This window comes from Cupriavidus gilardii (assembly GCF_017598945.1).
Classification (GTDB): domain Bacteria; phylum Pseudomonadota; class Gammaproteobacteria; order Burkholderiales; family Burkholderiaceae; genus Cupriavidus; species Cupriavidus gilardii_E.
In genome coordinates this window covers 44,657-65,173 of sequence record NZ_JAGFTW010000028.1, presented here as the reverse complement: position 1 = coordinate 65,173, position 20,517 = coordinate 44,657, and the positions used below count along the sequence as shown (strand labels likewise).

Annotated in this window: 17 protein-coding genes, 1 tRNA gene and 2 pseudogenes; 6 read left to right on the top strand and 14 right to left on the bottom strand. The window is 66.8% G+C overall.

The window, feature by feature from the left end; translation table 11 throughout:
* Nucleotides 1–427 precede the first annotated feature (427 nt).
* The 4 genes from J5T34_RS10225 to J5T34_RS10210 are packed head-to-tail and all read right to left on the bottom strand — an operon-like array spanning nt 428 to nt 2,479.
* Nucleotides 428–1,291 (bottom strand): DUF2971 domain-containing protein, encoded by an 864-nt coding sequence (locus J5T34_RS10225; RefSeq protein WP_208579650.1) that lies wholly within the window; start codon nt 1,289–1,291, stop codon nt 428–430.
* 47 nt (nt 1,292–1,338) lie between these two features.
* Nucleotides 1,339–1,608, bottom strand: coding sequence for a hypothetical protein (locus J5T34_RS10220; RefSeq protein ID WP_208579649.1), 270 nt, complete (start codon nt 1,606–1,608; stop codon nt 1,339–1,341).
* 35 nt (nt 1,609–1,643) lie between these two features.
* Nucleotides 1,644–1,781, bottom strand: coding sequence for a hypothetical protein (locus J5T34_RS10215; RefSeq protein ID WP_208579648.1), 138 nt, complete (start codon nt 1,779–1,781; stop codon nt 1,644–1,646).
* Nucleotides 1,778–2,479 carry a hypothetical protein gene (locus J5T34_RS10210; protein WP_208579647.1) on the bottom strand — a complete coding sequence of 234 codons (702 nt, stop codon included), beginning with the start codon at nt 2,477–2,479 and terminating at the stop codon, nt 1,778–1,780. Before J5T34_RS10210 ends, J5T34_RS10215 begins: the two co-directional genes overlap by 4 nt.
* A 283-nt stretch (nt 2,480–2,762) precedes the next feature.
* On the opposite strand from J5T34_RS10210, the pseudogene J5T34_RS24170 reads away from it, so the two are divergent.
* From J5T34_RS24170 to J5T34_RS10195, 4 genes and pseudogenes are all read left to right on the top strand, one after another.
* Nucleotides 2,763–2,966: pseudogene (locus tag J5T34_RS24170) on the top strand (hypothetical protein); the annotation flags it as partial.
* A 133-nt stretch (nt 2,967–3,099) separates the two neighbouring features.
* Nucleotides 3,100–3,267, top strand: a complete 168-nt coding sequence (locus J5T34_RS24165; RefSeq protein ID WP_432207650.1) for a phage virion morphogenesis protein — start codon at nt 3,100–3,102, stop codon at nt 3,265–3,267.
* Between the two features lie 200 nt (nt 3,268–3,467).
* Nucleotides 3,468–3,965, top strand: coding sequence for a DUF4145 domain-containing protein (locus J5T34_RS10200; RefSeq protein WP_208579645.1), 498 nt, complete (start codon nt 3,468–3,470; stop codon nt 3,963–3,965).
* A 619-nt stretch (nt 3,966–4,584) separates the two neighbouring features.
* Nucleotides 4,585–5,502 carry a hypothetical protein gene (locus J5T34_RS10195; RefSeq protein WP_208579644.1) on the top strand — a complete coding sequence of 306 codons (918 nt, stop codon included), beginning with the start codon at nt 4,585–4,587 and terminating at the stop codon, nt 5,500–5,502.
* Between the two features lie 181 nt (nt 5,503–5,683).
* Here the strand turns inward: J5T34_RS10195 and J5T34_RS10190 are convergent.
* Together J5T34_RS10190 and J5T34_RS10185 are read right to left on the bottom strand one after the other, a co-directional pair.
* A tRNA-Ser gene (locus J5T34_RS10190) sits at nt 5,684–5,774 on the bottom strand.
* A gap of 101 nt (nt 5,775–5,875) precedes the next feature.
* On the bottom strand, nt 5,876–6,277 hold the full coding sequence (locus J5T34_RS10185; protein ID WP_208579643.1) for a VOC family protein: 402 nt from the start codon (nt 6,275–6,277) through the stop codon (nt 5,876–5,878).
* A gap of 366 nt (nt 6,278–6,643) precedes the next feature.
* On the opposite strand from J5T34_RS10185, the gene J5T34_RS10180 reads away from it, so the two are divergent.
* Both J5T34_RS10180 and J5T34_RS10175 read left to right on the top strand, forming a co-directional pair.
* Nucleotides 6,644–7,213 (top strand): copper resistance protein CopQ, encoded by a 570-nt coding sequence (locus J5T34_RS10180; protein ID WP_208579642.1) that lies wholly within the window; start codon nt 6,644–6,646, stop codon nt 7,211–7,213.
* A 47-nt stretch (nt 7,214–7,260) separates the two neighbouring features.
* Nucleotides 7,261–7,887, top strand: a pseudogene (locus J5T34_RS10175) (TetR/AcrR family transcriptional regulator); the annotation flags it as partial.
* A gap of 97 nt (nt 7,888–7,984) precedes the next feature.
* Here J5T34_RS10175 and J5T34_RS10170 read toward each other — a convergent pair.
* Genes J5T34_RS10170 through bcsZ form a run of 8 tightly spaced genes read right to left on the bottom strand, consistent with a single transcriptional unit; the run spans nt 7,985 to nt 20,508 of the window.
* Nucleotides 7,985–8,278, bottom strand: a complete 294-nt coding sequence (locus J5T34_RS10170) for a hypothetical protein (RefSeq protein ID WP_208579640.1) — start codon at nt 8,276–8,278, stop codon at nt 7,985–7,987.
* Complete coding sequence (gene bcsG / locus J5T34_RS10165; RefSeq protein WP_208579639.1) at nt 8,275–9,912, bottom strand: cellulose biosynthesis protein BcsG; 1,638 nt, start codon at nt 9,910–9,912, stop codon at nt 8,275–8,277. Before bcsG ends, J5T34_RS10170 begins: the two co-directional genes overlap by 4 nt.
* A gap of 56 nt (nt 9,913–9,968) precedes the next feature.
* Entirely contained in the window at nt 9,969–12,536 is a 2,568-nt protein-coding gene (gene bcsA / locus J5T34_RS10160) for a UDP-forming cellulose synthase catalytic subunit (protein ID WP_244258808.1), read from the bottom strand.
* Entirely contained in the window at nt 12,533–13,354 is an 822-nt protein-coding gene (bcsQ, locus tag J5T34_RS10155) for a cellulose biosynthesis protein BcsQ (protein ID WP_208579638.1), read from the bottom strand. Before bcsQ ends, bcsA begins: the two co-directional genes overlap by 4 nt.
* Nucleotides 13,351–13,554: a hypothetical protein gene (locus J5T34_RS10150; protein ID WP_208579637.1), complete on the bottom strand. Its 204-nt coding sequence runs from the start codon at nt 13,552–13,554 to the stop codon at nt 13,351–13,353. The genes bcsQ and J5T34_RS10150 overlap by 4 nt, the downstream gene beginning before the upstream one ends.
* A 7-nt stretch (nt 13,555–13,561) precedes the next feature.
* The gene (bcsE, locus tag J5T34_RS10145) at nt 13,562–15,475 is read right to left on the bottom strand and encodes a cellulose biosynthesis protein BcsE (RefSeq protein ID WP_208579636.1); all 1,914 of its coding nucleotides are present in this window, start codon (nt 15,473–15,475) and stop codon (nt 13,562–13,564) included.
* An 18-nt stretch (nt 15,476–15,493) separates the two neighbouring features.
* Nucleotides 15,494–19,333, bottom strand: a complete 3,840-nt coding sequence (locus J5T34_RS10140) for a cellulose synthase subunit BcsC-related outer membrane protein (protein WP_208579635.1) — start codon at nt 19,331–19,333, stop codon at nt 15,494–15,496.
* Complete coding sequence (gene bcsZ / locus J5T34_RS10135) at nt 19,315–20,508, bottom strand: cellulose synthase complex periplasmic endoglucanase BcsZ (protein WP_244258807.1); 1,194 nt, start codon at nt 20,506–20,508, stop codon at nt 19,315–19,317. The genes J5T34_RS10140 and bcsZ overlap by 19 nt, the downstream gene beginning before the upstream one ends.
* Nucleotides 20,509–20,517 lie beyond the last annotated feature (9 nt).

Below are 20,517 nucleotides of genomic sequence, written 5' to 3'. Positions count from 1 at the left end.
CCGGGTGTTGCCCTGCGCTCAGAAAGGAAGGTGGGCCTGTCAGTTCAGTCTTGGAATCACGGTGCCAGGACGCCCCAGTTGGGGGCATTGCCCGTTGAACAGCCGCGCCATAGCGTAGCAGATGACCTTGGCTTGCTAGGACACCTCGCGCGCGCTTTTTCTTCACTGCCATAGCCGGGCTCGTGGCCATTGCATATAACGGCAGCGGATTACGATGTGTGGCAGGAGTGCATGGTGACGGTCCTTGCTGCGCTCGGCGACGGCGCGGCGCGACGCGGAAAAACGGTCGAGGCGTTGCCGCGCTGACCGCTGAGCAGGAGTCTTGGCTGAATATGCTGTCCCTGCCGAGTTACGGGCAAGCCTGCGGGAGGGCATACGGATGGATAGTGAATCGGCAGCCGAAGGTCAGTTGAGTCGAGCCAACGGACTAGTAGGGATAAAACGCAAGCTCGAATCTCCGATGATTCTTTCTTGCATTGAAGAGCTCAATATCTAGCTTCGCATCTTTGCACAGCGCTATCACCTTAGCTTTGATCTCTTCCGGGCACGCGCAGCCGAAGGTGATCGATATTATTGATGAGGTGCTGATTTTATGTGTGCCCGTTGTGCGCTCTCTTGCTGCAAACGTCATTAGGTCGTGATCGCTTTCCATTCCTTTGAGTGACTCTATGAGTTTCTTGGGATCACGACGGTGGCACAGAAGGCGGTATTCGTTTTCATATGACCAGAATGGAGCCTTGGTAAGATATATACTCCGATATTCACTATAGTCGTCGCTAGTTAAGTCATATACCGGCATCTCTTCTGAGTAGATAACCTTGTTGGCTACCTGGAAAAGGCCCGTCTTCGTACCAAATTCTATGCATATTCCACGATGGCTATTCGCGTAATGTGACCACATAAGGGGATGGTCACGCCGTGAAGCCATGCAGAAAACGCCAACATCTTGGATGAATCGAAGGGCCTTGCTGTGGAATAACACTTCCCGCCACTTGCGAGGCGTGCTGGCGAATGTTCTTGCTTTAGATCGTCTTGTTTCCCTGCTGTCTGGCGTGCGTTTTCCGGCCTCATTGAATAGCCGCAATATTTCCTTCTTGTTAGTGACGCCGCGCGAGTTCATGGCCGGCGCGCAGTCAAAAGGATCGTTGAACTGACTGGGATGCGACAGGTAGATTTCTCCTTGAAGGAGTAGTCGCTCGAAGTAAGTCCAACGTGAAGGATCGAGGGAGTAGAATTTGTAGAGCGGAATGCCGTTGGTTAACTCAAATTGTGCGGAGTTGGTGTCGAACATTTGTGTTTTCCCGAGTTCTATATTAGTGCGCGTCAATGTGAGCGGTTCTACGACTCATCCCTTTGCATGTGAATTTCTGCGCCGATTTCCCGAATCTTTGTTAAGACGCATTCCAACTCGGCGTCGGACAACGCCAAACGGGCGGCCCCGAAAAACAGCATCTGGGGTGCCATCTCGCGCGGTTGCGCGCGGCCCGTGTACTTGCGCCATTGCTGGCCGCCCGCGACGCCGAACAGTTCGGCCATCTGCTCGCCGGTCAGGCCCAGTTCGTTCTTGAGACGCTGCAGGTCTTCGGGCTTGGGAGGGGAGTAGCGCATAGAGAAAACCGGCCTCGCGGCGGGTCGGTCTTAGATCAGGCGAAGAGTTTGCCGAAGGCGAGGGCGGCGCCTAGCAGGCCGGTGGCCCAGATAACCGGGTACGAGCGGATCTCGCGTTGCATCTTGGCGGCCTCGGCGTTCAGCTTCATGGTCTCGGCCATCGGCTTGCTCATTTCGGCTTCAGGATGTCGGATCCCGGCGTGCCAGCCCTGCGTTCTGGTTCAAAGCCATCGCTTGGAAGAGGATGTTCCTGGTCACGAAGAATGCGCCAGAGCTCCGCGTCACCCAAGCGAACCAAAGCAATGAATGTATCGACGATGGCCCGGAGGGGAACCTGCATGAAGGTCAGTTCCTTGCTCAGCCGGTTCCTGTCAACAGAAAGGGTAAAGACCCAGGGCTCGCCGAGGCCGCGCATGATGATCTCGCGGTTGAGAAAGGAGTGCTTTTGCGCATTTGCCACGGAATTGAGCAGTTCTACGCCAGGCCGTATCTCGTCAAACCAGGTCGGGCCATCCTTCTCCAGGAGGGGGCCTATCCCATCGATCTTTAGCATGCGCGGGTATGTGTTCGCCTTTGCGGCGGCGCGCAACATCTCGATCATGGCGACTAGCTCGTCGGCGAGGCGCTTTATGGCTTGGACGGTTTGCTCAGCCACAAAGTGGGCGTGAAGCTGGTTCAGAAGGATCCCCCTGTTTGCATCGTCTGCATGATGCAACTCGAACGCCCGGCGGACTTCAATATTGACAAAATGAAGCTGGCCTCTCCATACCATGTACTTCAGGGTCAGGTTTCCCCAAGGAGTAGATGACGGAAGCGGGATGCCGTCAACGGCATTGAGGTTTGGTCGAGTGGGAATCTGCGGGATGTCCATGTGGAGGCCATAACGAAAGCAGAAGTTTCATTATCGCCGAACCTTTCGGCCGTCACCGCGCTCGGTGCTTGACCTTGATCCAGTCGCTCGGTCGCTTGCGCGCGTCGCCGCGGCACGAGCCCCGTCCGACGCAGACCGGGAGCGCGCCATCGAGGCGATGCGCGGCACGTTTCTTCTGTACAGCAAGGCACGGCCATGATTGAGATCGGCCTTAATTTCAGCCAAGTCGACCAGGCGGCAAAGCGCCTGGAAGGGTTCTCCCGCAGCAAGCGGCCTCTGATGCGTGCCATCGCCGGCGTCATGGCCGACGCCGTCGAGGAGAACTTCGCGCGCGAAGGCCGTCCCGAATGGCTGGGCTGGGCTGGGCTGGGCTGGGCTGGGCTGGGCACCGGCGACGCGCAAGCGCCGAGACGGCGGCGAGATCCTGCAGGATTCCGGGCGCCTTGCCAGCTCAGTTGTGGCCAGGGCCGAGGCAGACGCTGCCGTGGTCGCCACGAACATCCGCTACGCGGCGATCCACCAGTTCGGCGGCGAAATCACCCGTGCAGCGCACTCCGGCTGGGTGCGCCTTCGGACTGATGCCTCCGGCAAGCTAATACGCCAGGGAAAGAACGGCCGCCTTGCGGTGTTCGCCAAGGCTTCCCACAAGCGGGCGCGCACCGGTCCGGTACACGACCAATGGCAGCAAGACCAAGATCCCGGCTCGGCCATTCCTGCGCTTGACACCGACCGACGAGCAAGAGATTGAGAGGACGGTGGGCAGCTACCTCGCGACGATCTTCGGATAGACTTCTCCGATCATTCAACCAGGGAATACAAGATCGGAGGAAATATGCCTCAGCCGGATGTCCCGTACGGACTTGAGCGCTGTCCGCAATGCGGGATTGCCGCTCCCCACCTTGAGACCAAATACCATCAGCTAACGTCCGACGGACCGTTCGCAGATCGGTTTGTGATCCTATCGTGCAAGAGCTGCAGGCATTGCACGATGGTTAAGGCGACCCTTGCCGGCGATGTCCTCGACCTGTGGCCGGCACCTAAGCAATACTCGAACGACATCCCAGACAAGGCTCGCAAAGCCCTCCAGGATGCGCACGCGGCCTTGAGAACGCCTTCACTTAGCATCGTTGGATCCGCTCGCGCAGTCGATTTCATGCTGTCGGCGTGCGGCATCCCGGGAGGCAAAGGCACGAATCTGGCGGGTCGGATCAATCAGGCCGCGACCCAGCACTTGATCACGCCGGATATGAAAGAGTGGGCGGACGAGGTGCGATTGGACGCCAATGCGGAGCGGCACGCAGATACGACCGATCCAGAGCCAACCAGGGCAGATGCGGAACGCTGCTTGCGTTTTGCGGAAGCGCTAGCCGAGATCCTGTTCGAGCTGCCCGCGAGGGTCAAACGGGGGCGTTCGAGCGGGGCACCTAAGCCGACGATCCCGGTATCAAACGCTCCAAAACCGATTCAGACACTGTCGCGCCTGTAATGCGCTTCTCGGGGTGGGAGCCCCAACGGTACACCCCACCCCCTGATACCCCCGTTAAGCCCCTGTTAAAGACGCTCGCAGCGGCATTCGCGGCGGGCTTCCTCTCTCTCAAGGCGGATCCCCGCCCGCTGACACCCTTCCACCTCATCGGATAGTCGCGCGACCGCCACCATGGCGGCATGGCTACCCGCTTCTCCATCGCCCGTCTTTCCGTCGAGATTTCGGCCGGATCCACTGGAGCCATCCGCGCCGCCCGTTCCGTCATCCAACGGCATCTTGGGCAAGGTGCCAGGCGACTTCATTGCTGAAGCGAGCCGACGCTTACAGCCGCCAGATCCGTTCGGCCCCGTACATGGCGAGGTAGAGATCAAGGCCGGCCACGCCGGCCGAGTGCGAATTTTCTTTGAGCTAAAGAAGGTCCGGCACCACAAGAGCTCGTACTGGACTTGGTGCCCCTATCGAGCCGAGCCAGTCCATGGAGGCTGGGATGCGGACTGAAAAGGCTGGGGAAAGTTTGGCCGTCGTTCCAGGGTTAACTCGCTACCTGTCACGACGGCTTAACAGGTGCTCCATATGGCATACTCCGGGCACAAAAAAGCCGCCTGCTCTGGGTCTGCCAATGACAGAATTCGTCTACACAGCAACACATCGCCTTTACTACAACACGAAGAATCCTGTTCCGATCGCGGACGTCATCGAGGGGTTGCAGGGGCTGGAGAACATCCTTTCCGAGCTTCCCCGGGTGCTGGGCGGTGTCACGAAAGTACCGATCAAGCGCTCAGAGATTTTCGTTGAACGGATCGAATCCGGAAGCCTGCTCGAAGAAGTTGTCGTCAAGTTGTTCTTCAAGGATCAAGCAGGGCTTGACCAATTCCTGGAGAGAATTCACGAGAAGCCAACGGTGAAGAATCTGCTTATCGGTGCGGTTATCGGAGGCATTGCGCTGTATGGCGTGACGCTGGCGGTCAATGCGCTTAAGACCCCGGCGCCCAACATCCAGGCAAACAACAACACGATTATCAATATCGGCGCGACGGAGGCCAACATGACCCCGGAGCAGTTGGCCGAAATCATCGCCGGAGCAGTCTCCGACAAGAAGGAGTTGGCGAAGAGCGCCGTTAAGCTGCTGAAGCCGGCCCGCAACGATCCGGACGCATCTTTGCGCCTCGACGACAGTGACGTGCTGGTCGTGACCCCTGCGGCGATTCGGGAGGCCCCTAAGAAGGTCGAGATCGACAAGCAGCGCAAGCTCGAAGAGCTGCATGGGGTAGAGGTCCAGATCCGTGCCACTGACCTCGACAGCAAGAAAACCGGCTGGGCCGGCATGATCGACGGTAAGACCAAGCGCGTGAAGATCGAGCTGGACCCGGTCGTCAACGAGGCAGACATCTACGGTCGGAAGATCATCGTGGCAGATGTGACGCTGGTTTACAAGCTGGGAAGGGATGGCGCTGAACTGGTGCCGGACACCATCTTTGTCCGCAAAATCTACGACCGAAACGCCCTTGTGGCAGGGCGAAACCAGCCCGCGCGATAAGACTGTTAAGGGAACCGCCGACACGGCGGTTTTTTTTGCCCCTCGGTGTGCCAATCGGCGCGGAAACTCGTGCTAAACGGCGCGCGACGTTACAGATCACTCAGTGTGCGATGAGCTTGGTAACTGTGGTGGACCGAAAAAACAAAACGGCGCCTCAGTGGGCGCCGTAGTCTGCAAGTCATGGCGGAGAGAGGGGGATTCGAACCCCCGATGGGCTATTAACCCATACACGCTTTCCAGGCGTGCGACTTAAACCACTCATCCATCTCTCCGGAAGCCTGCGATTATATCAGAGTCCCTTGCCGGTGCCACAGTTTCGTGAGACGGAGTATGCGAGACGGCGGCGCTCAATGTGTTCCCATCCGGGGCGAGATCACCAACTGACCACCACCGCCTCCACCGACCGCTGGTGCGGCCCGTGGTAGACCGCCTCCACGTTGTTCCCGTCCGGATCCAGCAGGAACGCCGCGTAGTACCCGGGGTGATAGTCGCGCTCGCCTGGGCCGCCGTTGTCGCGGCCGTCGGCGGCCAGGCCGGCCTTGTAGAAGGCGTCGACCGTCTCGCGGTCCTTGGCCTGGAAGGCGAAATGGGCGTGCGTGATCTGGCCGGGCGTGCCTTCGTCGACCCACAGTTCGTCGGCGTAGAAGTAGCCGTCGCCATCGGTGATCTCGATGCCCAGCACGCCGAGTACGGCGCCGTAGAAGCGGCGGGACGCGGCGAGGTTGCGGACTTTCAGGTGGAGATGGTCGATCAGGCGGCCGCGTTGGATTTGCATGGGAGTCTCCTCGATACAGGAATGTAGTATCCGGCACCGGTTCGGGCACAGAGGTGGCATTTTCGGCGCTCCAGACGGAGCGAGCCAGTATCGAAGCATTATGGTCGCGACCAGCCCGAACGGAAGCACCCGAAAAAACTCCTTGACTATCTACCTAGTAGTAGATAAAGTGGTGCTCATGGACGCGGCGCCGCACCGAAGAAAGAAGTGAAGCGGCACCCAAGTCCACGCAACAACCCCGGGAATCCGGGTTTTTTTCGAGTCAGGTTATCTATCTACTAGTAGATTCGATTCGTAGATTCGACAGCCGGATTCCACATTGACCGATTCGATCCGCCAGACGCGGGTCCCTGAAAGGAGCTGATCATGACCACCCGTACCGTTGCCAAGACCCTGTTGACCGCCGCCACCCTTGCCGCCGCCTTCGTCGCTGGCACCGCGCAGGCTGCCACCGTTCCCGCCGACAAGTACGGCTACGAATTCCGCGCCGGCGAGCGCAGCACCTATGTCGACGGTGCGCGCAGCGGCAATCGCAATACCTTCGTTGACGGCGCTCGCAGCGGCGACCGCAACACCTTCGTCGACGGCGCCCGCAGCGGCAAGGCCGACCCCTACACCGACGGCGCGCGTATCGTCGCCGGCCTGGATCGCACCGGCGTGTCGGCCAGCCCGGCCCGCAGCGTGGATCAATTCACCGACGGCGCGCGCAGCGGCAAGTTCGACCCGTACACCGAGGGCGCCCGCAGCGGCAAGTTCGATCCGTACACCGACGGTGCGCGCATCGTCGCCGGCCTGGATCGCACCGGCGTGTCGGCCGAGCCTTCGCGCAAGTTCGACACCTACACCGACGGTGCACGCCAGGGCCGCTTCGACGTCTTCACCGAGGGCGCTCGCCAAGGCAAGTTCGACGTCTTCACCGAAGGTGCCAACGTTTGAAGGGCAATACCGCAACGGCCGCTCGTGGTAGCGGGGGAGGGCTTGTCATGAAAGACGCTTCGACTTCCCGCTCCGCCGGCCGCGGCCAGCCGGCCGGCGCTGGCGCGACGGTGGCGACGGTGCGCGATCGGCTGCTCGAACACACGCTCGACCTGATCCGCAAGCGGGGCTTCAACGGCTTCAGCTATCGCGATCTGGCCGAGCGCGTCGGCGTCAAGACCTCGAGCATCCATTACTACTTCCCGACCAAGGAAGACCTGGCGCTGGAAGCGGTGAACGCCTACAGCGAGCGCATTGCGCGCTATCTGGATGGCATCGATCCGGCGCTGCCGCCGCTGCAGCAGGCGGAACGCTATCTGGCCTCGTGGCGGCGGGAATGCGGGGGGCAACAGGTATGTCTGGCCGGCATGCTGTCGACCGAGGCCTTGTGCCTGCCGTCGGCGGTGCATCAGGCGCTGCAGGAATTTCATCGGATTCACGAAAGCTGGCTGACGGCGCTGCTGGAGCGCGCACGCGAGCAGAACGGCGGGGATGCGCAGCCGACGATCGGCTCGGCGGCGCTGGCGCAGGTGTTGTTTGCCGCGCTGCAGAACAGCCTGGTGTCCGTGCGGCTGTTCAATCAGCAGGAGCGGCTGGAGCCGGCGGCGAATCTGCTGCTGGCTGCCGTGGCGGGGGCCGATGCGCCGGCACGGTGGTCGTCGGCTTCGGCGGCGGCCCCGGGCTCGCCCGCGCCCAACGCAGTGAACGAGCCGAGCGCCGAGCCGCAGGCGCTCAACGCGGCGTCGGGCTGAGCCCCGGCGCTGGCCCCTGCCCGACCGCGTGGCCCTCCGGCGCGCCGTCATCCCCATGGCCCAGCCATCCCGCCAGCCGCGGCCAGCGCGTCGCGGCGGCGCGGGCCGCCTGGGTTTCCTGCTCGTCGACATAGCGATGCGCGGCGAAGCCCGGCACCTTCATCGCCAGCGCCTCGATATCGTTATTGGGCCGCGGCGCGTGCCGCGGTCGCATGCCGCGCCGCAGTTGGGCGCGCTTGCGCCGGCCCTCGCTGACCTCATTCAACTCGCTCATTTGCCATCCACCCATACGCCGTCGGGCGTGCGTACCACGTAGCCGGTGCCGCGCTTCATCATCACGGTGGCCTCGTTCTCGCCGACCATGCGCGTTTGCGGCAGGTCCGCTGCGTACTGCGACGGCGCCGGCGCGCCTTGCCGGAACGGGCTGTCGGCGACCAGGTTCGACAACAGCTGCGACAGCGCCAGATAGCTGCTCGGCGCGTGGATCGTCACCGGGCCGTTGGCGCCATTGTCGTTGCCGCCCGCATTGTTGCCCGCATTGCCGCCTGCATTGCCGGCCGTATTCCCACCCTGCAACCCGATCAGCTTGACCCCCACCGGCACATGCACGATCCGCGGCGTCGGAATCTCGCGCATGCCGGCGATCTGGTTGGCATCGCCGCGCAGCGCCGCGCCGTGCTCGGGCACGAACACCACCACTGCCTTGCGGCCCGACTGCGCGATCAGCGCGATCAGCTTGTCGATATCGTCGAGCAGCCGCGTCAGCCGCAGGGGGTATGACTGGATGCTGGTGAGCTTGGAATCCGGCAGCCGGTTGCCGTCATGCAGCGTGACCGTGTTGTAGTACAGCGCGAGCGGTCCGCTGTTCTGCGCCAGCCGCGACTTGTACCACTTCTCGAGTACCGCGTAGTCGCCCAGGATCGGCGAATTGTCGAAGGCCCGCATTGCCGGCGGCACGCCGTCCACCGGCACGTGCGTGACGTTCGGTACGCCGATTTCCTTGTCGACGAAGCCGCGGAAATTGTCGAAGCGGCCATCGTGGTTCATCAGCACGCGCGTATCGAAGCCGGCCTGCGCCAGCGCCTCGAACAGGTGGCATTGCCCCTGCGCGGGCGAGTACAGCGCCTGGTGCGGCTGCTGGCCGCAGGTCGCGCGCAGCAGCCGGATCGCCGCCGGGCCGCTGTAGCTGGCCGCCGAGCTGAACTCGGTGAACAGATAGTCGAAGCGCGACAGCAGCGGATGATTGCGCGCCTTGGCGACATCGAGGTCGTCCCAGGACAGCGAGCAGACATGCAGCACGATGATGTCGAACTGGCTGTCGGGCGAGGCGCTCAACGGCGTGAACGCGACCTGGCGCGCGGCTTCCTGCGCGCGGAAGGCGTTCAGCTGCGCCTCGTTGTCGCCGACCTCGGCGGGACTGTCGATCCGCATGGTCGAGGCCGGCCGCTGCGCAACGCGCGCGGTCGCGGTGCCGGTCGCAGCCGTACCGGTGGAAGCGGTGCCCGCACCTTGCCACAGCGGCACCACGATCAGCGCGAGCAGCACGAAGGTGGTGACGCGCACCCAACGGTTGATCACCAGATAGGCCAGCGTGACGACGATCGCGCCGAGCACCATGTTCGGGCTGACGAAGCGCTGCAGCAGTTCGAGCAGATAGGCCGGGGTGAACGCGCTGAGGTTCGAGAACTGCGACACCACGCGCGCGAACGGCGGCAGGTTCGATTCGTGGTACAGCAGCGCCACGCCGACCACCACGGCCAGCACCTGGCGCAACACGCGCAGGCCGCGGTGTTCCAGCGGCAGCACCAGCCACAGCGCGAACAGCAGATTCAGCAGCCAGCGCGGCTGCACCTGTCCGATGGCGAACAGGGCCAGCTTGGCGGCGAAGTAGAGGTTCCAGAGTCCCATATGGATCGCAGTTCGGAATGCGGTTCGGCTTACGGTGGATCGACGGCGCGGGCCGCTCAGGATTGACGGGCTCGCCGCCGTGCCAGCGCGGCTTCGAGCATGTCCAGCGCGGCGTCGTACAGGCGCAGGAACCCTTGATAACCCATCTCGATGACCTCCTTGAGCCCGCGCAGCGGCGCATCGCGCGGCTGATCGTCGAGCCAGTCGATCCACGCGTCGGCGCGTCCGAAGGTGCACTGAATCAGTTGCGTCTCGGCTTCCGGGCTCAGGTCCTGCATCCGCACGCCGAGGTGGCGGTTGACGTTGCGCGCCACCGTCGCGGCGAAATGGTATTCGCGTGCGCCGCGCGACAGGCAGACGCCGACGCGTTCGCCTTCGCCGAGCGCCACGTCGATCGGCAGCAGCAGCCCCAGGCCGCCGAGAGAATAATTCTCGGTCTTGCACGCCAGCGTGGTGCCATCCGGCAGCAGCAGCGTGGCGGGCACGCGCATCGGAATCCGGTGCGACACGCGCACCTGGCGCGCCTCCTTGGCGACGCCAATGGCCGCGCCCAGCATCAGCAGATTGACGCTGGCCCACACCATGTTCATCACGACGGTGCCGGGCTCGGTCGTGGTGCCCATCAGCAACCGGCCCACGCCCATGCCGAGTCCCGCCACGTTCAGCGCGAGCAGCAGCAGATAGGGCTTGGAAATCGTCCAGTCCAGATAGTCGTCCTCGATGCGGCCGCCCTTGGCCGTCACGTTGAACTTGCCCAGCCGAGGATTGATGAAGGCCATCGTGGTCGGCAGCACGATGTACCAGGCCAGCACCGACTCGTAGACCTCGGCCCAGAACGAATGCCGGTACTTGCCCTGGATGCGCGAGTTGGTGATGTTGGCGATCACCAGATAGGGCAGCACATAGGCCGCGATCATCGCCGCCGAGGTGTTGATCACGTGCATGCCGAACACCAGATAGGCGAGCGGCATCGTCAGGAAGATCAGCCGCGGGATGCCGTAGAAGAAGTGCAGCATCGCGTTCGAATAGCACAGGCGCTGAAACAGCTTCAGCCCCTTGCCGAGCAGCGGATTGTCGATGCGGAAGATCTGCGCCATGCCGCGCGCCCAGCGGATGCGCTGGCCGATATGGCTGGCCAGGCTTTCGGTGGCCAGGCCCGCCGCCTGCACGGTGCGCAGATAGGCGGTGTTGTAGCCGCGCCGGTGCAGCTTGAGCGCGGTGTGCGCGTCCTCGGTCACGGTCTCGACCGCGATGCCGCCGATCTCGGCCAGCGGCGCGCGCTTGATCACGGCGCACGAGCCGCAGAAGAACGCCGCGTTCCACAGATCGTTGCCGTCCTGGATCAGCCCATAGAACAGGCTGCCCTCGTTGGGCACGCGCCGGAAGGTATCGAAGTTGCGCTCGAACGGATCGGGCGAGAAGAAGTGGTGGGGCGTCTGCACCATCGCACAGCGCGGATCGGCGATGAACTCGCCCATCGTCATCTGCAGGAAGGAGCGGGTCGGGATGTGGTCGCAGTCGAAGATCGCGATGTAGTCGCCCTGGGTGACGGACAGCGCGTGGTTGATGTTGCCGGCCTTGGCGTGGCGATTGTCGCTGCGCGTCAGGTAGTGCACGCCGGCCTGCTCGGCGAAGGCCTGCATCTGCGGCCGGCGGCCGTCGTCGAGCAGATAGATGTTCAGCTTGCCGCTGGGCCAGTCGAGGCTGCGCGCGGCATAGACGGTGGGCTGCACCACCGACAGCGGCTCGTTGTAGGTCGGGATATAGACGTCGACGGTCGGCCATTGCGCGGTGTCCGCGGGCATCGGCTTGGGCCGGCGCGACAGCGGCCAGGCGGTCTGCACATAGCCGAGGATCAGCACCAGCCAGGTGTAGGCCTCGGCGGCGAACAGCAGATAGCCGATGGTGACCTCCATCGGCGTGGCCAGATCCAGCGTCTCGGTGGCGCGCCACCAGATATAGCGCAGCGTCATCAGCAGCGACAGCGCCATCATCGTCAGCGTGGGGAAGCGCCCCGGGATCTTGCGCAACACCATCACCGCGATCCAGACCAGCGCGAACACGGTCAGCTGCCCGCCCAGCGGCAGCGGGGTGGTGCACAGCACCAGCCCTGTCAGGGCCGCCAGCACCAGCATCGTGGGCGCGAGCCCGCGCACGCGATGCACCAGCGCCGCCACGTGGGCCAGGCCGCTGCCGGCGCGCATCCAATCCACGCGCGGCAGGCGCGCCGCCAGGCGGCGCCGCTTGCGCGCGACGTAGCGGTAGGCCGGCTCCAGGCGCTGATCGAGCCAGCGGCGCAGCGCCGATTGCGATGGCGCCGGCTCCGGCACGCTGCGGCGGCGCGTCGGCGCGGCCAGGCGCCGACGCGGGCGAGGCGGGCGCACGAACAGGCGCCATATCCGACGTGGCAGGCTGTGCCGCGGATCGATGCCAAGACGCTCCGCGCCGCGGCGCGATAGCCAGGACGCGAACTCGGCCGGCCAGTCGCGCTTGCCGGGCCGCGGCGGACGGAAGAACAGGCGCACCAGCCAGTCGGCGAGCGTCGGCTGCCCGGCAAGACCCAGCCCTTGCGCCAGCGTGGCGCGCAGCCGCAGCGTCAGGTCGAGCACGACGCCGAGGATCATGAGCGTGCCTCCGCATCGTGGGCGGACGCGCCGATCGATGCCGCGATCCATTGCGACAGCCAGGCCGCGACGCCCTGCAGATCGTGCGCGGCCTGCGAATGCGGCATCGCCCGGCAGAAGTTCTCGCCGCGCGCCAGCGCTTCGGGCAGGCCGTGATCCAGATGCACCTGATAGGGCAGCAGCCGTTCCTCAAGGCGGGCGCGCAGCAGCGCGAGCACATCGCCATGCAGCTGGCGCGCCGGCTGGACCTTGGTCGCGACGACGCGATAGGGCAGGCCGAGCTGTTCGAGCGCATTCTGCATGCGCGGCAGCGTGGCGCAGACTTCGGGCTCGGGCGGTGCCAGCATCAGCGCCAGATCCGCGGCGGCAAGCGCCTGCGCGGCATGGGGGCCGGGCCAGGCCGGTGTATCGATCAGCACCACGCCGTCGTCGGGCAGGTCGACCTGCGACAGCAGGCCGCGCAGCCATTGCGGCTGCTCCAACAGGTGTCGCGCGGCGATGGCCTCGGCGTCGACATCGTCGTCGCCGCCATTGCCGCCAGGCATGGTATCGGCCTGACCCCACGGCACCAGCAGCACGCCGTCGTCGCTGCGCAGGCCCGCGGCCGCCCAGTCGTTGGCGGACGGCCGCAGGGCCGCGTCGACCAGCCCGCGCGCAACAGGCTCGCGCAGACCGAAATGCAGGCCGAGCAGGTTGCGCGGATCGCATTCCAGGACCAGCACGTCATGCCCACGCCCCACCAGCAGCGAGGCCAGGGCGGCGGTCATCGTGCTGCGGCCCGCGCCGCCGACGGGCGCGACGATAGCGATTGTCCTCATCGCGTGCCGTCCTTCGGCGCCTGCCACCGCTTGCCGCGGATGACGATGCCTTCGAGCTGCGGCGGCAGCCGCACCGCACGGCGCTGCCGCGGCTGGAACCAACGAGGCATCACGCGCATCAGGTCCAGCTTCCAGATCAGCCAGGCGATGGGGGCGGCCAGTATCAGGCCCCAGATGAAATATCCGATAAAGACGCGCATGGCGAGGCTATCCCCTGGTTTTGAGCGGCACCGCGGCAGGCGCCGGCGCAGTGCGGGGTTGGGGACGCGAGCCGGCCTGAGCCGAGGCGGATGGCCGCAGCGCGTCGAGCGGGGACAGCAGCGGCAGGGCGGGCCGGGCACGATTCACCGGCGACGCACTGGCCGTGGCCTGCGGGCCTTCGCTTGCCGGCACCGCAGCCGGCGCCGCGGGCAGGGCGGCGCCTTGCTCCATCGTCGCCTCGCTCGCTTGCTCCCTTGCCTGCAGCCACCCGCTGTAGTCGGGCAGCGCCTGCGCCGCGGCCTGCTGTGCGAAAGCGTTCAGCGCCGCCTCGATCGTGGGCGCATCGCCGCAGCGCAGTTCGCCGGAGAACAGCGCTTCCAGCGGCCGCTGGAACACGCGCCGGCACACCGCGTCGGCGTCGTCGAGGCGGCAGGCAAAGAAGAACACGTAGACGCTGTCGGCGTCCGCACTGCAGATATCGCCGGTGCGGTTCATCCGGCAGGCGCGCAGCGCATCGATATGGGCGACCTCGGGCAGCAGCGTCAGGCGCAGCAGCACGTGCGGCAGCCGGATGGTGCGGCCCTGTTCGACCGCGCCGCGCACCGTGTCGATGAATTCGGCCGGTGGCACGTAGCCGATCGCCGAGCCGGTCAGCACGGCGGACAACGCAGTCCGGTAGTCGGCGGGCAGCGGGCGCGAGAACACCTGGCCCTGCACGCCCTCGAGCATCGCCTGAACGCGCGCGAACGGCGTGCGTCGCGCGATCACCAGATTGGCGCCGAGATTGAGCAGCAGCAGCTCGTAGTGCTGCCGCATGGCTTCCTGATCCTCGCGCACGACGATCTTCAGCGCGCTGCCGCGCGTGCGGCGCAGCCGGTGCACCTGTTCGGCCAGCGCCTCGAACGCGCGGTTGCCGTGGTAATGCAGCAGCACGGTGGCCGCCACCGCGCCGCTGGCGCTCGCTACCGCGGCCTCGTTGCTGTCGACCAGCTGCCAGGACTCGGGCACCCAGCGTTCGTGCGCGACGGCATCGCGGCAGACGATCACGCGATGTTCGTCGGGCGCCAGCAGGCCGGTCGACGCGGCATCGCCGCCTTCGCCGTCGATGCCCGCGCCGCTGACCATCAGCCGGTGCTCGTCCGGCGCGAAGCGCAGCGGCAGCGAGCGGCTGGCGAGCACCGCCTCGCGATCGCGCCAGAACGCGACCTCCCAGGTGAATTGACCTTGCACCTGCGCCAGATGCGCGGCACCGGCAAAGCGCGCATGCAGGCTGCCCAGGTCGGCAGGCGGCTGCGCGTCGTCCATCGGTGGCGCCAGCACCAGCAGCAACGACAGCCGTTCGCGCGCGCACCACGCCGCGAGGCGGGCGCCTTCGCGCGACAGGCGCGCGCCGTCGTGCCAGGAAAAGCAGGCTTCCGCGCCCTCGACCATCATGACACTGTGCCGGGCCGCGCATTGCTCGGCCAGCGCCTGCAGGGCGTCGAGCAGCGTGTCGATGCCCGCGCCGCCGCGGCCATTGCCATTGCCGCTGCCGTTGTCGCTGCCCACGCGCAGCCCGCACAGATTGGCACGATGATGCAGCGCGCCGCCCACGTCGATATCGAGCCCGTGCTCGCGCAGCGCCTGCGCGATGCCGCCGGCCGGACGGGCGGACAGCACCGTCGCCGGTCCGCGCAGCGCGGTGGCGGCGGTCTGCCAGAACAACGCGTCGCGGGCCGGCGACGGCTCGGCATAGACGATATGCACGTGCCCCGGCGCCAGCGTCGCCAGTTCGGGCGGCAGGCCGTCGATCGCCAGCGCGGGCCGGGCCTGCAGCCGCGCGAACAGCGCCGAGCGCGGCAGCGCCGGCGCGGTGGATGCGGTGGATGCCGCGGAGTCCGGGGTCAGGGAAGTGGCGGCAGGCCTCGTCGATGGGCTCATGATTCGCGTCGGTCCGATCTAGTACGAGGAATACGGCCGCACCGGCTCGGGCGGGAAGGGCACCGGTCCGCGTTGCGGCTCGAAGTGATAGCGCAGATAGGCGATCGCGCGATTGGGGGCATAGTCGCGCGAGCGGTCGATCTGCAGCGCCATGCCGGCCACCCACTTCGGCGCGAAGCGGTACTCGACTGCAGCGAGTGCGGTATAGCTGAAGCCGCCGCCGTTGCCGCCGCGGTAGATCGGGTCAATGCCGTTCGCCCTGGCGTCGGCGTTCAGGCCGGAGCGGGTCGGATAGAACGGCATGTCCTTCTCGTACGTATCCGACCAGCCGGCCGAGCCGCCCAGCCGCCACGACCATAGACCGCGCCGGCCGGTCCATTCGAGCGGCACCGCCAGCGACAGATAGCGCTGCGGGCTGTAGTAACCGCCGTGGCCGAAGGTGTAGTAGCGCAGGTTCTCCTGGTAGCGCCAATAGTTGACCACCAGGCCGCTGCTGACGCGCTGGTTGCGCGCATCGAGCAGTGGCCAGTCGAAGCCGGTGCGCACGGTGAACTCGCGGTTGGTGCGCACGTTGTGTCCGGTCAGCACGCCGGCGCCGACCGTAGCGAACACGCTGCCGCGTCCGACATCATGCGAATAGCCGAGCGTGATGCCGTTGCGGACCACGCCGCCCCAACGTTCGTTGCTGGCCGGGTCGATGGCGCCCGCGTACGAGATCAGGCTGCTGGTCACCGGGCGGCGCGACACGTCGATGGTGGCCGCGGCGCGGCGCAGCTCGGCGCGATAGCGCAGGCCGCCAACCACGTTCTGCTCGACGAAGCCGAGCGGCGTGGTGCCGAGGTCGGCGCGCCAGCTGCCATAGGCGCCGTTGTACGCATACCCGGCGGCGAGCGCCATCCCCTTGTCGTGTTGCCCGCGCGAGGAGAGCCCCGCACTGCCGCGTGCGGCGATCTGGCCGAACTGCTCGGCGCTGTCGGCGTTGGGACGCAACGTGCCGGCATCGAGCAGCACCGTATCGGCGTGGAAGAACACATGACCGGTGTAGCCATGCGGAATCCGCACGTAGAGCGGAATCTCGGTGGTGCTCAGCTCCGAGATGCCGCTGTCGCCGGACTTGCGCGAGAACAGCGTGGCGGTGGCGACCTGCCCATCGCGCCGCGCATCGAGATCCTGCAGCGCGCGCTGCGCAGCGGTGCCGCCGACGGCGGGCGCCGACGCTTCGGCCTGCTCCAGCGTGCGGGCCTGCCGGTACAGCGAAGCCGCATCGTCGAACTGGCCGCGCGACTGCGCGATGCGTCCCTGCTGCACGACGATATCGGCGCGCTGCGGGTAGCGCTGACGCAGGGCGTCGACCACGGCGGCCGCTTCGCCGTCGCGCCGCAGCGCGGTCAGGCGCCGCGCCGCCGACAGCCGTGTATCGATGTCGTCCTCGGCGGTGCCGGCCAGCACCTCGCGCACGATGCGCAGGGCTTCGTTGTTGCGCCCGGCGCGTTCGGCGAGCCGCGCCAGCGTCAATCGGGCGTCGGCATCGTTCGGGTTGCGCGCCAGCACCGCCCGGGCCGCGGCCGCCGCGCCGCCGAGATCGCCTTGCCGCTCGCGCACGTCGGCCAGTGCCAGCGACCAGCGCCGATCCCGTTGCTGCTCGGCAGGCACCGCGGCCAGCACGCGCAACGCGCCGGCGGCATCGTCCGCATCGAGATGACGGTCGGTGTCGCGCAGCGCGAGCCGCAGCGACTGATCGTCGAGCGCGGCACGTTGCGCGGGTTCGAACGCGCCCCGTTGGCCGCGCGTTTGCGCATCGCGCGCACGCAAGTCGTCGAGCCAGCCGCGCAGCGCGTCATCGCGGCCCGCGGCGGCCAGCAGCTCGCCGTAGCGCAGCCGCACGCCGATGGCGGGATCGTCGGGATGGGCGGCGAGCCACTGTTGCACCAGCCCGAGCCCGTAGTCGGATTCGCCCAGCGCGATCGCTTCGCGGCCGACGGTGGCCAGCATCTGCGGGTCCGCCTGCGTGGCGTCCGCGGCTTGCCGCAGCAGCGCGCGCGCCTCGTCGGTGCGGCCGGCGGCCAGTGCGAGGCGGCCCTGACGCAGCAACTGCTGCGCATGCAGATTGCCGCCGAGTTCGCGCATGCCTTCGGTGCGCTCGCCCTCGGGGATCTGCGCCAGCAGCGAGGCCGCCGCATCGGGGTCGTCGACCGAGTTCAGGAACAGCGCGGTGGCATAGCGCGTGTCGGCGTTCGGCGCGAGGCGCAGGCCTTCCTCCATGGTCTCGCGGCCCAGCGCCGGCAGTCCGAGATCGCGATAGGCCCGCGCCAGCGTGTAGCGCGTCCACGGCGCGTCGGGCGTCAGCCGCAGCGCATCCTCCAGCCTGGCGATGGCGGGGCTCGCGCGTCGCTCGGCCAGCAGCTGGTCGGCCTGGCGCGTCAGCAGTTCGGCGCGCAGCTGGCGCAGCGTGTCCGCATTGGTGGGCGATTTTTCCAGGCGAGCTTCGGTGGCGGCCAGCAGCGGACCGATCTCGGCGTGGCGGCCGCTGTTCTGCAGCAGCGCCACCAGCCTGCGCAGCGCGCCGGGATCGGGCGTGCGGCCCGCCAACTGCTGGCGCAGCAGCGTCTCGGCTTCGGCCTCGCGCCGTTGCGCCACCAGCGCGTCGGCGAGGATGGCCAGCGCATCGGCGTTGTCCGGTTGGCGCGCCAGCGCCTGCCGAGCCAGCGTCTCGGCCTCGCCCGGCTTGCCCTGCGTGCCGGCCAGCCGCGCGCGTGAGAGCGTGCCCCAGAAGGTGGCGGTGTCCAGCAGGCTGCGCCATTTGTTGCGCTGCTCGGGATCGAGCTGCAGCGCGCGGGCGAACAGCGCGCGCGCCTCGTCGTGCCGGCCCTCGCGCAGCCGCACCAGGCCCAGGCCGCCGACCACCTCGGCATCGTTGCCGCGCGTGCGCATGGCCTGCTCGAAGGCGGCCTGAGCTTCGGCGAGATTGCCGCGCTCCAGCTGCCGCAGACCGCGCTCGCGCGCCTGGTAGGCGGGATCGGCCAGCATGCGCCGATGCGCTTCGCGCTTTCTGTCGAGTTCGGCGAGGGTTTGCCGCGCGATGTCGTCGTCCGGCGCTTCCTTCAGATAGCGCTCGAACCAGATCGCGTAGGCCGGATCGTCGTTGACGCGATACAGCGTGCGGCGCCAGATGTCGAGCGCGGTCTTGCGATCGGCGTCGGTGCGCTGGCTCAGCCGATACAGCAGGTTGAGGCCTTCGGCGCGCGTGGCGGGGCGGTCGGTCAGCAAATCGCCCAGCGCCAGCGCGAGGCGCGCGTCGTCGGGCTGCTGCTGCAGCAGCTTGCGCAGCGCCGCGATCGCGCGCGGACGGCCGGCGTCGGTACCTGCCAGGATGCGGTAGTAGTCGATCGCCAGTTCGCCCTGCGGCGGCCCGTCGGGAAACAGCCGTTGCAGGCGTTCGAGCGCTTCCTTCTCGTTGCCGCCGCGCGCCAGCATGCGCACCGTTGCCATCTCGCGCTTGTCCTGCGTGGCGAGGCGATACGTGTCCTCGAGCTCGCGCGTGGCGGGGTGTTTCGGATGGTGCTGGCGCAGGCGCTGCAGGATGCGCTGGGCCTCGGCCGGACGATTCGAACGCAGTTCGATCTGCGCCAGCAACAGCAGCGCGTCGGGCTGCTGCGGCTCGATCGTCAGGATCTTGTCGAGCGCGCCGCGTGCCAGATCGGCGCGATTCTTCGCGTCCCACATGCGCGCCGACGACAGCAGGCGCGCCAGTTCCGCGTTGGCCGCGGCCGCGGACGGCGCGGCGGGGGCCAACGCGGCCGCCGGCATCGCGGCAACGAGCAGCACCGCGGCGGCGGGGGTCAGCGGCGAGCGGGGCATGTCGCGGTCCAGGCCGGCGTCAGCGCGCCATCGGCTTCGAAACGGTACAGGCCATCGAGATGGCCGAGGGCGAACAGCGACAACACCTGGCTGTAGTACCCCAGCGGCTGTTCGGCGGCCAGCTTGCGCATCCGCTCGAGCTGGCGCTGCGCCGCGCCGGACTCGCCGAGCGCAAGCAGATACGGCGCCACCGCCGCGGAAAAGCCTGCGTTGCCCGAATTCGGCCCGACGGCGCCGGAGCGCGTGTCGACGCGCTCGGGCGGATGGCCGTGCGCGATGGTGTAGTCCGCCATCGGGCGATAGGTCTTCAGCAGCGGCGCGCGCAAGGGATCCTGCTGCGCCAGCATGCCGGCCCACAGATAGACCCGGATCGCGTTGTATGCGCCTTCCGCCTGCGTCTGCTGGTCGGGACGAAAGCCGGGCTTGCCACCGCCGTGGTATTCGACCCAGTCGGGCGAGAAGCCGCGCGGCGCGGTATCGAGCAGCAGCCGCGCCGAGCTGGACAGCAGCTGGGTCCATTCGGTCTGCTGCGGCCACAGCGTCGCGAAGCGGCGCATCAGCTGTGGCGGCACATAGCTCGGGTTGAGCCGCCAGACCGTCGGCGAAGGATGGAAGCCCATCGGTCCGGGCAACAGCGTGCGGCCCAGCCCGGGCAGCAGCGCGGTCTCCTGCTGCACCACCTGGCGCGCGATCACGGTGCCGAGCGCGGTGTAGCGGCGCTCCTGCCACAGCCGGCCCGCTTCCAGCAGCGCGTAGGCGATCCACAGATCGGCGTCGGAGGCGGGGTTGGCGTCGAGCACGCCCCAGCTCTCGGGCTTGCCGTCGGCGGCCTCGCGCTTGCCCCAGATCCACGCCGGCAGCCGCGAGGCCAGATCGCCCTCGGCCAGATTGTTTTCTGTCCAGGTCAGCAGCCGTTCGAAGGTCGGCCGGTCGTTGGCGACCAGCGCGAAGAACAGCGCATAGGCCTGGCCCTCGGACACGGTGGTCTGCTGCGGCGTACTCGCGTCGATGACGCGGCCATCGGCGCTGACGGTGTCGCGCTTGAAGTTGTCCCAGGCGGGCCACGGGCACGACGCGGCGGCGCAGCCGAGCGAGGCGGTCAGCAGCGCGGCGCCGAGCAGCGCGCGCGAGGCCGTCGCCAGCCGGCCGACGTTATCGCGCAGGCGAGCGACCATGTGCAACGC